General features: G+C 31.8%; 15 protein-coding genes and 1 riboswitch. Of the genes, 6 read left to right on the forward strand and 9 right to left on the reverse strand.

Features of this window, described 5'->3' with window-relative positions; translation table 11 throughout:
- Window position 1 precedes the first annotated feature (1 nt).
- Window positions 2–448, forward strand: coding sequence for a competence protein ComK (locus BDW31_RS04880; RefSeq protein WP_037552261.1), 447 nt, complete (start codon window positions 2–4; stop codon window positions 446–448).
- On the opposite strand, the gene BDW31_RS04885 is transcribed toward BDW31_RS04880, so the two are convergent.
- Together BDW31_RS04885 and BDW31_RS04890 are read right to left on the reverse strand one after the other, a co-directional pair.
- Window positions 432–902 carry a hypothetical protein gene (locus tag BDW31_RS04885; protein WP_110709268.1) on the reverse strand — a complete coding sequence of 157 codons (471 nt, stop codon included), beginning with the start codon at window positions 900–902 and terminating at the stop codon, window positions 432–434. The two genes, BDW31_RS04880 and BDW31_RS04885, sit on opposite strands and share 17 nt — an antisense overlap.
- A 217-nt stretch (window positions 903–1,119) precedes the next feature.
- Entirely contained in the window at window positions 1,120–1,833 is a 714-nt protein-coding gene (locus tag BDW31_RS04890) for a transaldolase (RefSeq protein ID WP_085060664.1), read from the reverse strand.
- 263 nt (window positions 1,834–2,096) lie between these two features.
- On the opposite strand from BDW31_RS04890, the gene BDW31_RS04895 reads away from it, so the two are divergent.
- The 3 genes from BDW31_RS04895 (at window position 2,097) to BDW31_RS04905 (ending at window position 3,209) form a co-directional block, all read left to right on the forward strand.
- Entirely contained in the window at window positions 2,097–2,402 is a 306-nt protein-coding gene (locus BDW31_RS04895; RefSeq protein WP_085060663.1) for a hypothetical protein, read from the forward strand.
- A 91-nt stretch (window positions 2,403–2,493) separates the two neighbouring features.
- On the forward strand, window positions 2,494–2,859 hold the full coding sequence (crcB, locus tag BDW31_RS04900) for a fluoride efflux transporter CrcB (RefSeq protein ID WP_037552253.1): 366 nt from the start codon (window positions 2,494–2,496) through the stop codon (window positions 2,857–2,859).
- Window positions 2,856–3,209 (forward strand): fluoride efflux transporter FluC, encoded by a 354-nt coding sequence (locus BDW31_RS04905; protein WP_110709269.1) that lies wholly within the window; start codon window positions 2,856–2,858, stop codon window positions 3,207–3,209. The genes crcB and BDW31_RS04905 overlap by 4 nt, the downstream gene beginning before the upstream one ends.
- A gap of 64 nt (window positions 3,210–3,273) precedes the next feature.
- Here the strand turns inward: BDW31_RS04905 and BDW31_RS04910 are convergent, their stop codons facing one another.
- The 3 genes from BDW31_RS04910 to metK form a co-directional block, all read right to left on the reverse strand.
- Complete coding sequence (locus tag BDW31_RS04910) at window positions 3,274–4,110, reverse strand: aldo/keto reductase (protein WP_110709271.1); 837 nt, start codon at window positions 4,108–4,110, stop codon at window positions 3,274–3,276.
- Window positions 4,111–4,258: 148 nt separating this feature from the next.
- The gene (locus tag BDW31_RS04915) at window positions 4,259–5,167 is read right to left on the reverse strand and encodes a hypothetical protein (RefSeq protein WP_085060661.1); all 909 of its coding nucleotides are present in this window, start codon (window positions 5,165–5,167) and stop codon (window positions 4,259–4,261) included.
- A gap of 93 nt (window positions 5,168–5,260) precedes the next feature.
- Window positions 5,261–6,457: a methionine adenosyltransferase gene (gene metK / locus BDW31_RS04920; protein ID WP_037538587.1), complete on the reverse strand. Its 1,197-nt coding sequence runs from the start codon at window positions 6,455–6,457 to the stop codon at window positions 5,261–5,263.
- Between the two features lie 115 nt (window positions 6,458–6,572).
- A riboswitch (SAM riboswitch) is annotated at window positions 6,573–6,683 on the reverse strand.
- 164 nt (window positions 6,684–6,847) lie between these two features.
- Here metK and pckA point away from each other — a divergent pair.
- On the forward strand, window positions 6,848–8,440 hold the full coding sequence (gene pckA / locus BDW31_RS04925) for a phosphoenolpyruvate carboxykinase (ATP) (RefSeq protein ID WP_037552246.1): 1,593 nt from the start codon (window positions 6,848–6,850) through the stop codon (window positions 8,438–8,440).
- 64 nt (window positions 8,441–8,504) lie between these two features.
- On the opposite strand, the gene BDW31_RS04930 is transcribed toward pckA, so the two are convergent.
- Together BDW31_RS04930 and ytkD are read right to left on the reverse strand one after the other, a co-directional pair.
- The gene (locus BDW31_RS04930) at window positions 8,505–9,275 is read right to left on the reverse strand and encodes an alpha/beta hydrolase family protein (RefSeq protein WP_085060659.1); all 771 of its coding nucleotides are present in this window, start codon (window positions 9,273–9,275) and stop codon (window positions 8,505–8,507) included.
- Complete coding sequence (gene ytkD / locus BDW31_RS04935; protein WP_053025186.1) at window positions 9,256–9,729, reverse strand: RNA deprotection pyrophosphohydrolase; 474 nt, start codon at window positions 9,727–9,729, stop codon at window positions 9,256–9,258. Before ytkD ends, BDW31_RS04930 begins: the two co-directional genes overlap by 20 nt.
- A gap of 66 nt (window positions 9,730–9,795) precedes the next feature.
- Here ytkD and yidD point away from each other — a divergent pair, with 66 nt between their 5' ends.
- Window positions 9,796–10,032 (forward strand): membrane protein insertion efficiency factor YidD, encoded by a 237-nt coding sequence (yidD, locus tag BDW31_RS04940; protein WP_085060658.1) that lies wholly within the window; start codon window positions 9,796–9,798, stop codon window positions 10,030–10,032.
- Here the strand turns inward: yidD and menC are convergent.
- Both menC and menE read right to left on the reverse strand, forming a co-directional pair.
- Window positions 10,029–11,036, reverse strand: a complete 1,008-nt coding sequence (gene menC / locus BDW31_RS04945; RefSeq protein WP_037552237.1) for an o-succinylbenzoate synthase — start codon at window positions 11,034–11,036, stop codon at window positions 10,029–10,031. The genes yidD and menC overlap by 4 nt on opposite strands.
- Before the next feature lies 1 nt (window position 11,037).
- Window positions 11,038–12,432 (reverse strand): o-succinylbenzoate--CoA ligase, encoded by a 1,395-nt coding sequence (gene menE, locus BDW31_RS04950; RefSeq protein WP_085060657.1) that lies wholly within the window; start codon window positions 12,430–12,432, stop codon window positions 11,038–11,040.
- Window positions 12,433–13,201 lie beyond the last annotated feature (769 nt).

Below are 13,201 nucleotides of genomic sequence, written 5' to 3' on the forward strand. Positions count from 1 at the left end.
TATGATTCCACACAATTCTTACCATTTGCTTTATATTCAAACATTGCAACATAGTGAACATAAAACTAAATGCTGCTTTTCGACTTATGACATGGTGCTACCTTTTCCAATTAAAAAGGTACTAATTTATTATTTCGAACAGCATAATCAATCGTATTTGCAAAGGCTAAAGTTGGCAAAACGATTATTAGCAATTAATAAATTAGTACCTTTATATATATCTGACAAAGTTGTCCTCTTCCCTATTAAACATCAACGTGCACCTTTACAAACTTACATCAACGCATTAACAATTATTGGATTAACTTCTACTACAAATGGCGTCATCATTACTTTTGAAAACAATATCCAATTACAAGTTGATGAACCCTATTCGTTAATTTATAAAAAATGGCAAGAAAGTACATTATTGTATCATTTAGTACAAAAAACTATGCAGATTTATTAAATTTATATTCTAATAATTTTTTTGTAAAAAATGCAGTAACTGATTTAATGAGTAATAAACTTACGATTGCAAGAAGTATTGCACCTATTAAAATTAAGATCACATTTATAACTGGCATTGAAACTTGTGGATTTATAAAATAATTCACTGCAGTAAGACTTGTAATAAACCCTGTTAAAAATAACCCTAGCAAGAAAGCATAAATGAGTACAATTCCAATTAGTAAAAATAACAATGTGGAACTTGCCACATCTTTTTGTTTAAATATGTTATTTTTTAAAAATTGATTTGCGTACTGAATTGGTTTGCGATATTTCTTTGACTGAATATCCCCTTCATTACCCTCAACCTCTTTATGGTAATGCGTTAAATTATTTTTTAATAGCTTTTTTTCCTTTTTATTTAAAAACCACAATTGTTTTTTAACTTTCTCTTCAAATTCTGTATATTTCATACTATGTGGTTATCTCCTTCTAATATGATTTCTTTTAAATTTTAGCGAAGTTCTTAATTACTTACAAGTTAAAAAACATAAGCTTTATTATATAAAAATACTCCGTTTCTGAAAGAGATTGATTTAGAGAATCTATAAACAGACATGAAAATGTTAATTGTATGTAGAAGTTCTAATCAATATCTTATATAACGGAGTTATTTTTAATTTTTAAATCTTAAAGGATAGATAAACCTGAGCTTTGAATATCCTTAGCGAAACCTTTTACAGTATCAACTGATAATTCATTAATATCTCGACCTAAATTAGTATTTACTTTCTTAACTACATCTGCTGGACATGTAATAATGTCGGCACCAATTTCATTTGCCTGAATAACATTAAATAATTCACGACAACTTGCCCACAATAATTTAACGCCTTCTTTACTATGCGCCACATCTACTGATTCTTTCATCAAAGGTAATGGATCAACACCAGTATCAGCTATTCTACCCGCAAATACTGAAATATATGTAGGTACTTCTTCAGTTACCGCTTCAGTAATTTCTTTTACTTGCTCAATAGTGTACACTGCAGTAACATTTAAACGCACATTGTCCGCTGATAATTTTTTAATTAACGGAATTGTTGATTCACCTTTAGTATTCACAACTGGAATTTTGACAAAAACATTATCACCATATTGTTTTAATATTTCAGCTTCTTTTTCCATAGTTTCTAAATCATCAGCGAATACTTCAAATGAAATAGATGCATCTGGAATTTCTTTAACCGCTTCTTCAGCGAATGATTTATAGTCTGTTACACCCGCTTTAGCCATTAAACTAGGATTAGTAGTGAAACCGTCTACCTCTTTATTTTTATATGCTGCTTTCATTTGTTCAATATCTGCGCCATCTGCAAATACTTCGACATTTAATTTTGCCATTACATTCTTCCTCCTTTATTTACGATTACGATGATAGTTAAATTACATCACAATAGATTTCTTATATGTATATACTTCTTTTCATATGATGATCAGACTATTCCGCATCAATAAAATATTTATAAATTATTTATATCATTCTTAGAAACACTTGGCGAATGTTTTGCTTTTTAACAAAATTAATTATCAAATTCACTAGTCACTATTAAATGTTAATTAAAATATGGTAATATGATTAGATGATATTAGGTAGGAGGAACATTATGTCTAAGCCAAAAAAATACTTCTATATCTCAATAATTTTACTCATCATAAGTTTTTATTTTAATACATTCAACCCACTATTAAGTCAGCAAATTACTTCTGTTAAATATTTACTTATTGCGTGTAGTATCATTAATGTGATTATATTAATTGCTTCTATTATATTCTCAGATAAAGCGATTAAACATTTAGGTGATAAACAAGGATGGATAAGAATTGCGAGTAAAATTTTGCCAATAATCATTTTATTGGTGATTGTATACCATATCTATGCCTCAATTAAGACATTTGGTATATTGTCGTAAACTTTTTTAAATGCCAGAACTAACTTTTTAATTTAAAAATAATTAACGATTACTGTTTAACGTAATAAAAATAATGAATAGGTGTGACAAAATGCAATATTTATTTGTGTTTATTGGGGGCTTATTTGGAGCATTACTAAGATATGTCTTATCAACTCTTAATGCCAATTCTGGATTACCACTCGGTACATTGATTGCGAATATTGTGGGTGCATTTTCAATGGGATATTTATCTTCGTTATCCATTCAATTTTTTAAAAACAACCCACTAATTAAAAAAGGTGTCACAACGGGACTACTAGGTGCTTTAACTACCTTTTCAACCTTCCAATTTGAGTTAGTTACAATGTCACAAAATAATAGTATCGCTTTGCTCTTTATCTATGGCTTAACCAGTTATATAGGAGGCATTCTTTTCTGCTGGTTAGGTGTTAAATTAGGGAGGCAACCTATATGATACATATACTACTTATTATGGTAGGTGGTGGCATTGGTGCTGTTATCAGAGCTTGGTTAACAGATGTCTTTAAAAGTAAAATAACGTCACCTATACCGATTGCAACTTTAATAGTCAATCTCGTTGGTAGTTCCTTAATTGGCTTCGTGTATGGGATAGCTCAAGATTATCAATTATTTTCACTGTTTTTTATAACTGGCGTTCTTGGAGGATTAACAACCTTTTCAACTCTGTCTTATGAAATCGTCCAATTTATTTCGCCAAGTTTTAAACCTGTTCAATTTTTTAGTTATTCTATTTTACAATTTGTAATAGGGTTTATCTCTTGCTTTATTGGTTATTCGATATAAATAAATACACTTCATAGTTTTAAGATTAAATCTTGCAACTATGAAGTGTATTTTTATATTTTTATTAATGTCCCTCAAATGTTGCTGGATCAGGACCAATGCGTTGATCTTTGTTTAGAGAATCAATTTGTTCCATTTGTTCATCTGTTAGTTCGAAATCAAAAACATTAATATTTTCCTCTATTCTTTGAGGTGTAACTGATTTAGGAATAACGATGACACCATGTTGCATGTTCCAACGAATGACGACTTGTGCTGCCGATTTATTAACTTCTTTGCCAATTTGATTAAGTGTTTCATCACCTAAGATTTGGGCATTCATAAATGGTGACCATGACTCCATATGGATATTTTGTACTTCTAAATATTTACGTAGTTTATTTTGAGTAAAATATGGGTGAAATTCTACTTGGTTGATGACTGGCTTAATAGAAACTTGAGCTAATAATGCTTCAAAGTGTTCTGCATTGAAGTTACTTACACCAATATTTTTAACCTTATCATCTTTATATAAATCTTCCATACCTTTCCATGTATCAACCATTATTGCTTCATTAGTACCAGGCCAATGAACAAGATATAAATCTAAATAATCTAGTCCTAATTTATTGATACTTGTTTCATAAGCATTTGCAACATTTTCGCGCCCAAAATCTTCAAAATATAGTTTTGATGTAATGAATAAATCTTTACGTTCTAACCCAGTAGCTTCTAGACCTTCTTTAATTCCTAAACCAACTTGTTCTTCATTACCATATACTTTAGCTGTATCAATACTACGATAACCTGAGACAATTGCATGCTTAACTGCATCCTTACATTCATCGTTATTTTCTACTCTAAAGGTGCCAATTCCAACTTTAGGCATTGTGTGACCATTATAAAATTCAATTGTTCCCATAAAAGAAACCTCTTTTCTTTATATTTTAATAATTACTACTCTATTCCCATAATTGTCGTTATTGAAAACCTTAATATTAGTTTATTATTTTAATAAGCTTCTCCTCAAAATTAAAAAATCCGAGATATAACCATATCTCGGATTAATACTAATTAAATGATTCAATTTTATCCATAACATTTTGTAATTCATCTACATTATATTGAATACGTCCATGGAATACAAATTTATTAAAGAACTCATCTAATTGATCAGGTCCAACTAGAACTTTAACACTTGAACTTTGTGCATAATTTGAAATCGTTACGTCTCCATTGTGTTTAGGATTAAAGTATAAAATCGCAGTTGGCGTATATTTAGCCCCTAATTGTGTTTGCAAGTCTGACGCTAACTTTTCAATTGAAGTAAGTTGTTCTGAGTAATTAACGAATGACAATGAAGATTTATCTTCATTTTGATCGAGTACTAGTGTTTGAGGTGACTTAGCATCTAAATCCAAAGTACTAAATACTTGTTCCATCATAGGCAATTCGTTAAATTGCTTACCACTTATACCTTGATAAACATGCCCTTTTAATAGTTGAGAATCTATAATATATAGACCTGTACGCGTAAGTACAAGGTGACTAATGCGTTCAATATCATTGAATTCATTACTTGGTAAGAAGATGTTTGCCATAATATGCATATCTTCAGGTCTAATACGTTTTTCTTTCACTAAACGATCTCTAATTCCAATTAAGCGCATATCCGTAACATATTCACTTTTGTTTTTTGAGAATAGTTTCAATGCATCAATTTCACGATCTTTACCGCTTACAGTTGCATCAAAATCTTCTTTTTGTTTAGTAACCTGCTTTTTATTTTGTATGCGTTCTTTCTCTAGGGCTTCGTCATGTGACGCTTTCATTTGCTTTTCTTTTAAGTCGTATTCTTCTTTTGTTTTCTGTTTAATATTGTTTTTACTTTTAAGTGTAACTAAGAATAATATTAAACAGATAATTGCAACTACAATTGCTACGATTAAACCAATTTCGATTGGTCCAAATGAATTCATTAAATCAACGCTCCTTTAATCTATCAGTAAATCTAATTATAATGGAAACTATCTATAATTTCGACAATTTCTTTATATTATTTAAAGCGTTTATTAAGCTTGAACAGCATCTTTTAATACATTGACTTTATCTAATTTCTCCCATGGTAACAATACATCTGTTCTACCAAAGTGACCATAAGCAGCAGTTTGTTTGTATATAGGATGCTTTAAATCTAACATTTTAATGATACCTGCTGGACGTAAATCAAAATTAGCTCTAACAGCTTCAACAAGTTGAGCTTCAGAAACTTTGCCCGTTTTAAATGTATCAATTGAAATTGAAACTGGTTCAGCCACGCCAATAGCATAAGCAAGTTGTACTTCACATTGGTCTGCTAGTCCTGCAGCAACAATATTTTTAGCTACATATCTTGCCGCATAAGCTGCTGATCGGTCTACTTTAGTTGGGTCTTTACCACTAAAGCAACCTCCTCCATGACGTGCATAACCACCATAAGTATCAACAATGATTTTACGTCCTGTTAATCCAGCATCACCTTGAGGTCCACCGATAACAAATCTTCCAGTAGGATTGATAAAGAATTTCGTTTCATTATCAATTAATCCTTCAGGAACTGTTGGGTATATGACATGTTCTTTAATGTCACTTTGAATTTGTTCTAATTCAATGTCATCCGCATGTTGAGATGAAACTACAATCGTGTCAATACGCTTAGGTTTATCTGATTCGTCGTATTCAACTGTTACTTGAACTTTACCATCCGGTCTTAAATAGTCTAAAATTCCATCTTTACGTACATCAGATAAACGTTTAGCTAATTGATGAGATAGAAAGATAGGTAAAGGCATATATGTTTCTGTTTCATTTGTAGCATATCCGAACATTAAACCTTGGTCACCGGCACCAGTAGCTTCAATCTCTTCTTCTGAAATATCATTTCTGTATTCAAGTGCTTTGTCAACACCTTGTGCAATATCAGGTGACTGCTCATCGATTGCAGTTAAAACTGCCATAGTTTGGTAATCATAGCCATATTTAGCACGAGTATAGCCAATACCTTTAATTGTTTCTCTTACAACTTTAGGGATATCTACATAGGTTGATGTAGATATTTCACCTGAAATTAGAGCCATTCCAGTTGTTACAGTAGTTTCACAAGCAACACGTGCATTAGGGTCATCTTTTAAGATTTCATCTAAAATGGCATCAGATACTTGGTCAGCAATCTTATCTGGATGTCCTTCTGTCACTGATTCTGAAGTAAATAAACGTTTATTGTAAGTCATGATTTGCTCCTTTTATAACTATATTTACGAAAATTCTCTTTTAAATGTGAGCTCAAAAATAAAAGAGCCTTCTTCACTATTCAAGACAGAGAGAAGGCTCTTAAACGTCCATTCGCTCTTATCGTTCAGACGAGTATATGTCTGCAAACGGTTTGGCACCTTTCTTTTAAAAAAGAGGTTGCTGGGTTTCATTGGGTCCATGTCCCTCCACCACTCAGGATAAGAGAATCCGTTAAGAACTATACTACCTAATTCATTTATTAATGTCAATTTTGTTTTTACATGTTTTTTGTCTTTTCCAGGTGGAATAATTACGGCATTATGTTATACTATTTTAATGTAAAGGCTTACAATATTGAATTTCTATAACACACGCTGGAGGGATTGGGTATGTCAGTAGATACATACGGCGAAACACCTAAAATTAAAAAATTATTGGAAAAAGAAAGCTCTCTTTTTCAGCTTTCAACAACTCAACTTTATTACAAAATTATGGATAATAATGAAGGAGAATTAACTGAACTTGGTGCTATCAATGCGAGCACAGGTAAATACACTGGACGTTCACCTAAAGATAAATTCATTGTTACAGAACCTTCTTATAAAGATAATATTCATTGGGGAGATATCAACCAACCTATCGATGAAGAAACTTTCTTAAATCTCTACTCTAAAGTTTTAGACTATCTTGATAAAAAAGACGAACTTTACGTTTTTAATGGTTATGCAGGTAGTGACAAAGACACACAATTGAAACTTACAGTTATCAATGAACTTGCATGGCACAACCTTTTTGCTCAAAACATGTTTATCCGCCCAGATTCTAAAGAAGAAGCTAGTAATATAAAACCTAACTTCACAATTGTTTCAGCACCTCACTTTAAAGCTGATCCTGAAGTTGATGGAACTAAATCTGAAACTTTTGTTATCATTTCATTCAAACATAAAACCATTTTAATTGGTGGTACAGAGTATGCTGGTGAGATGAAAAAAGGTATCTTCTCAGTAATGAACTATTTACTTCCAATGCAAGATATTATGAGTATGCATTGTTCTGCGAATGTTGGAGATAAAGGAGATGTAGCCTTATTCTTCGGATTATCAGGTACAGGTAAAACAACTTTATCAGCAGCACCTGATAGAAAATTGATTGGTGATGATGAACACGGTTGGAATAAAAATGGTATTTTCAATATTGAAGGTGGTTGTTACGCAAAAGCAATCAACCTTTCTAAAGAAAAAGAACCTCAAATTTATAACGCGATTCAATACGGTACTATATTAGAGAATACTGTGGTTAACGAGCGTGGTGTTGTTGATTTCGATGATAATTCATATACTGAAAATACACGTGCTGCTTATCCAATTCATCACATTGATAACATTGTATTACCATCTAAAGCAGCACATCCTAATACAATAATTTTCTTAACTGCTGACGCATTTGGTGTACTTCCACCCATTGCTAAATTAACTAAATCTCAAGCGATGTACCATTTCTTAAGTGGTTTCACTTCTAAATTAGCTGGAACTGAGCGTGGTGTTACTGAACCAGAACCATCATTCTCAACTTGTTTTGGTGCACCTTTCTTACCACTTAATCCTATTAAATATGCAGATTTATTAGGTGAGCTAATAGATAAACATGAGGTTGATGTATATTTAGTTAACACTGGCTGGACTGGTGGTAAATACGGCGTAGGTAGACGTATTAGTTTACATTATACTCGTTATATGGTAGATCAAGCAATTAAAGGTAAATTGAAAAATGCAGAGTTTACAAAAGATGAGAAATTCGGTTTAAGTATTCCTACTGAAATGGAAGATGTTCCAAAAACAATACTTAATCCAATTAATGCTTGGAGTGATTCTGATAAATATCGCGCTCAAGCGGATGACTTAATCCAACGTTTTGAAGAAAACTTCAAGAAATTCGGTCCAGAAGTTGAAGAAATTGCTAACACTGGTGGCTTTAACAAATAATTAAATATTTATTAAAAAGATAATGTATAAGGCATACTGTACTGAACCCTTATACATTGTCTTATTATATTTCTTCACATTTCGTCATCCATTGATGCACATAATCGAGCGCTAATTTCATTGCTTGTGGTCTAGGTACATGCCCTTCATCAAGCTGATAAAATGTATCGTGAACAACACCTTTTAATTTCAATTGTTCTTCCAAGTAATTGGCATGATGAATACCTACTTGTTTATCCTTGCCACCATGAACAATTAAAATTGGTGGACTATTAGAATCAATAAGTTTTATCGCATCTCTTTGGTCATAAGATTCTTTATTTTTGGAGGGATGTCCTACCATTCGACGCAACATCCCCCTTAAATCAGTACGTTCTTCATACATCAAGTGCATACTTGATACACCACCCCAGATGATGTAACTATCGACTGGGTAATCTTGATATGTAAGTAGTCCTTGTATTCCACCTCTTGAAAAACCAATCATGTGTAAATATGCATTAGGAAATCGTTGTTTAAGTATCTTTATGAGATAGGTAACATCTTTTAAATCAGCGTTAGCAAACTCATCTCTACCTTCACTTCCATTACTTCCTCTATAATAAGGACCTACAACTAAGGTATTATCATTTGCAAACTGCATTAGTCTTGCTGCACGTACACGTCCGACTTGTCCCTTACCTCCTCGCAAATATACTACGATTCTTTTTACTGTCTTCGTTAATGGACACATTTGTAATGCTTTTACTTTTAAGCCATCAACTTTATAAGTAATTTCATCGAATTGGTGCGTTTTTGATGCTATAGGCATTTTCTTAGTCGCGATAATATCCAAGTTCTATCATCCTCTCGACACATTTAAGAATTGCATTATCTTGTATTAAATAACTTTGTTTATCTAATGGAATAGAATTAATATTATCAAATAATAATGGCCCTCTCGTTTCTAAATAATCACTTTTCTCTTTAAATGATTTAACCTTCACGATATATACATCTTTTTTGAAAATTGAGTTATCGAATGTATGAACCTGATATTGAGCAATATAATCTATCGTTTCAGGTATGCCTCCTGTTTCTTCAAAAAGCTCTCTCTTGATAGCTTGTAAGCTTTCTTCTCCTTTTTCAACCTTACCACCCGGAAACTCGATGCCACGTAATTTATGATGGGTAAATAGTAACTGACTCTGATATAACGGAATAGCTAAAACATGATTACCATCTGGATGATCGTTGTTCGTTTTGTAACACATTGTGACACGTCTATTATCTTTATCTAGAAACTCCATGTTCCATACTACTCCCTTCAATATGTTAAACTTATTTATAATCGTATTACTTGTTGGAGGCCTATAATGTTAAAAAAAATATTTCTTGGAATAATCCATATATATCAACGCTATATTTCACCTATGACACCACCCACATGCCGATTTTATCCTACGTGTTCAGAATATACACGAGAAGCGATTGAAGTTTACGGCCCACTCAAAGGCGGCTACATGGGAATACGTCGCATTCTTAAATGTCATCCACTACATAAAGGTGGGTTTGATCCAGTTCCTTTAAAAAAGGATAAACATAGACACTAATTTAATTTAAGTAATTTTGATTTATCGATTTGAGGGGGGTGAAATGAAATCATCCCCTCTTTTAATTTACCGACACCTTGCGTGAAATCGTCAGTAAAATAATAACCATCTGGGGTTACATCCCCAGGATAATCACCTTCTCGAGCTAATAATGCAGTAAAGTAACGACTTAGTCCATATTCGTACATTCCACCTATAACCACTTTAATATCAATTGATTTCAATTCACGAATCAATGATTGTACTCTATCAAGACCACCCATTCTAAATGGTTTAACAATCACTACTTTAACCGGGAATTGGTTAACAATTGAGATAATACTATTGATATCAGTAGCTTTTTCATCGAGTGCAATTGCAGGGTATTGCGTATGATCAATGTGTAAAGTTGAAGAAAGCGATTTAAATGGTTCTTCTATATAAAGTATATTTTGGTCATTTATAGATTCTAATTTTTGAAAATCAGAAACATCTAGTGACTCATTAGCATCTAATGCTAATTCAAAATCATAAGGCAATATGTCATCTAAAAGTGAGATGTCATCATTCAGTTGACTTGTCCATTTCAACTTTATACGTTTGGGTTGAGTTTGTTTTAAATACTCAAGTTGTTGTGCACTTATGCCACTTATCGTTGCACCATACGCTACTTTAAACTTCGGTAAATCATGATACATCTGATAAATCGCCATAACTACAGTACTTCTCGCTGTGGGATAATTGTCAAGTATATCTAAATATGGTTTCCAATCTTCATATTTATGAACAGACTTTTTAACAATACTTTCTGACCATTGTGAAAGTATTTCTTGTACAGTTTCAATCGTTTCTTCGTTGTACCAATTTGTTTCAAAAGCATTGCACTCTCCAAAAAAAGATTGATCATCTTCACTTAAAATTTCAACAATAAGTGCTTTTCGGTATGTCATTTTAACTTTGGGAGTTACAATTGGATCTCTAAATTCATGATTGTAAAGATAAAAATTTACTGCTTTAATCCTCATATTATTGTCCTTTATTAATCATTTTGTTGCGTTGTAATTTACCTGTAGAAGTGTATGGTAAACTTTCAACCTGATGAAAGGCTTTGGGTACTTTATATTTTGCCAAATACGTTTTCAAATATTTAGTTAATTCTATTTCTGGAATTGTATCATCTGAAACATAATATAGTACTGGTATTTGACCCCATGTCGCATCCTCTTGCGCTACACATACAGCGTCATTAATATCTGAGTGTGTTTTAGCAATTGATTCAATCTCATAAGGATAAATATTTTCCCCACCACTTATGATTAAATCTTTGCGACGATCATAAACCATCACAAATCCTTCCTCATCAATTTCTGCTATATCACCAGTCTTAAAGTATCCATCCTCAAAAGTATCGCTCAACCCTGCTGGATATAAATAACCGTTCATTACATTATTCCCTTTTATGAGAAGTTCGCCATGACCTTCACTATTTGGATGTTTAATACGTACATTAACGTTTTCGCTTGGTTTGCCAACAGTATCATACCGTTGTGCAAGCATCTCGGGTGTAGCAGTTAGAAATTGAGAACACGTTTCTGTCATTCCAAATGAATTGTATATCGGTAACTGATAATTTAGGGCTTCATCAATTAATGTAGATGATAATTTGGCACCTCCAAGTAAAATTTTCTCAATTGAGAACGGTTGGTTTAATCCTGCATCCATAAGCCATTTAAGCGTTTGTGGCACTAGTGATATATGGGTAGGTCCTTCTTCCTTAATGATCGATAACATCGTTTGTGTATTATATTTTTCCAATATACGTACCGTAAAGCCCTCAATTATAGAACGTAATAAAACACTAAGACCTGAAATATGATATATCGGTAAAACAGATAACCATTTAGTGGTTTCATCATATCCTAAACTTTCTTTACACCCAATTGCACTTGCATAATGATTTTTAAAGGTTTGTGGTACTGCTTTTTGAGGACCTGTCGTTCCAGATGTAAACATAATTGAAGCAATTCGATCATAATTACATGTTTGATTATTGATACGTTTTGAATATTGTTCTATTTCAGATATATGTATTACATTAAAATCCGACAAGTGAAATGGTTGCGTCGTTAATATTGTTGATACATTAATGGAATTCATTTGATTTATCATTTCAGTTTCTGTTAATCGCGTGTTTATCATTGCTATTTCAACATTAGCTAACCAACAAGCGTTAATCAGTGTGATAGACGCAATATCGTTTTTAATATACAATCCTACTCTATTATTATTTAAAGAAAGAATTTGTTCAGATATTGAAAATGCTCTATCATACAATTCCTTAAAAGTTATAGAATGATTTCCATCTGTAACTGCTATCTTATCTCTATTTTTAATACTTTGCTCTTTTAACCAAAAATCCACTGTTCATTCCTCCATATAAATACATTATAATTATAACGATAATTTAGTTAGTTAGCATTGGTTGTGTTTAAGAAGCAGCATATTTCAGTGATATTAGTTTATTACAAATTGACATTTTGGAAAATTTCAATCATTAAATAATGAATTGGCTTTATTTTTTAAATTAAAAAAGAGTTTAAAGTGATGATTACCACTTTAAACTCAAATAAGCCTATGATATTCAATTATTCCCTAGCCTCATAGCAGGCAGGCTACTGGTTTCAATGCATTTCGTTTTATAAGTTCCACGCATTGTCGTTGATTTATGAATATTATAATATATTTATATAATAATTTAAATATGAAGATCTAATTATTCTTAAATTTTCTTATCTCGATCCATAATCTAATAGTTGAATGACACCAACATGATTAAAAACTGAACTTGTTTATTCCTTTTATCTATTTTTTTAATACTCTTAAATATTAATATGATATGAGAAAAGAGCTAGCGTATCCACTACTCTAGCTACTTTTTCTGTTTATTTTGAAATTTTCATTCTAAACCCTCGAAATTCAATGTATTTCGTTTATAAACTAAACGCATTATGTTGAGCTTAATATAATATTAAAAGATATTTTTTATTATTAATTCTAAAATCTAGTTTTACCCACGCACTTCATTAAAAAGTTGCTTTTCATCACAATTTCAACAATAAAAAAAGCAAGATCAACGTGCCAGAAATTTTACTTTCTAGGCACTTCTTTGACACTTGCCCACTCTACAACA

This window comes from Staphylococcus sp. AtHG25 (assembly GCF_003217445.1).
Classification (GTDB): domain Bacteria; phylum Bacillota; class Bacilli; order Staphylococcales; family Staphylococcaceae; genus Staphylococcus; species Staphylococcus haemolyticus.

Bases quoted from the DNA above. Each gene is read 5' to 3' on its own strand.
- BDW31_RS04880 (WP_037552261.1), top strand. From the start codon at position 2: ATGATTCCACACAATTCTTACCATTTGCTTTATATTCAAACATTGCAA.
- BDW31_RS04885 (WP_110709268.1), bottom strand. From the start codon at position 902: ATGAAATATACAGAATTTGAAGAGAAAGTTAAAAAACAATTGTGGTTT.
- BDW31_RS04890 (WP_085060664.1), bottom strand. From the start codon at position 1,833: ATGGCAAAATTAAATGTCGAAGTATTTGCAGATGGCGCAGATATTGAA.
- BDW31_RS04895 (WP_085060663.1), top strand. From the start codon at position 2,097: ATGTCTAAGCCAAAAAAATACTTCTATATCTCAATAATTTTACTCATC.
- crcB (WP_037552253.1), top strand. From the start codon at position 2,494: ATGCAATATTTATTTGTGTTTATTGGGGGCTTATTTGGAGCATTACTA.
- BDW31_RS04905 (WP_110709269.1), top strand. From the start codon at position 2,856: ATGATACATATACTACTTATTATGGTAGGTGGTGGCATTGGTGCTGTT.
- BDW31_RS04910 (WP_110709271.1), bottom strand. From the start codon at position 4,110: ATGGGAACAATTGAATTTTATAATGGTCACACAATGCCTAAAGTTGGA.
- BDW31_RS04915 (WP_085060661.1), bottom strand. From the start codon at position 5,167: ATGAATTCATTTGGACCAATCGAAATTGGTTTAATCGTAGCAATTGTA.
- metK (WP_037538587.1), bottom strand. From the start codon at position 6,457: ATGACTTACAATAAACGTTTATTTACTTCAGAATCAGTGACAGAAGGA.
- pckA (WP_037552246.1), top strand. From the start codon at position 6,848: ATGTCAGTAGATACATACGGCGAAACACCTAAAATTAAAAAATTATTG.
- ytkD (WP_053025186.1), bottom strand. From the start codon at position 9,729: ATGGAGTTTCTAGATAAAGATAATAGACGTGTCACAATGTGTTACAAA.
- yidD (WP_085060658.1), top strand. From the start codon at position 9,796: ATGTTAAAAAAAATATTTCTTGGAATAATCCATATATATCAACGCTAT.
- menC (WP_037552237.1), bottom strand. From the start codon at position 11,036: ATGAGGATTAAAGCAGTAAATTTTTATCTTTACAATCATGAATTTAGA.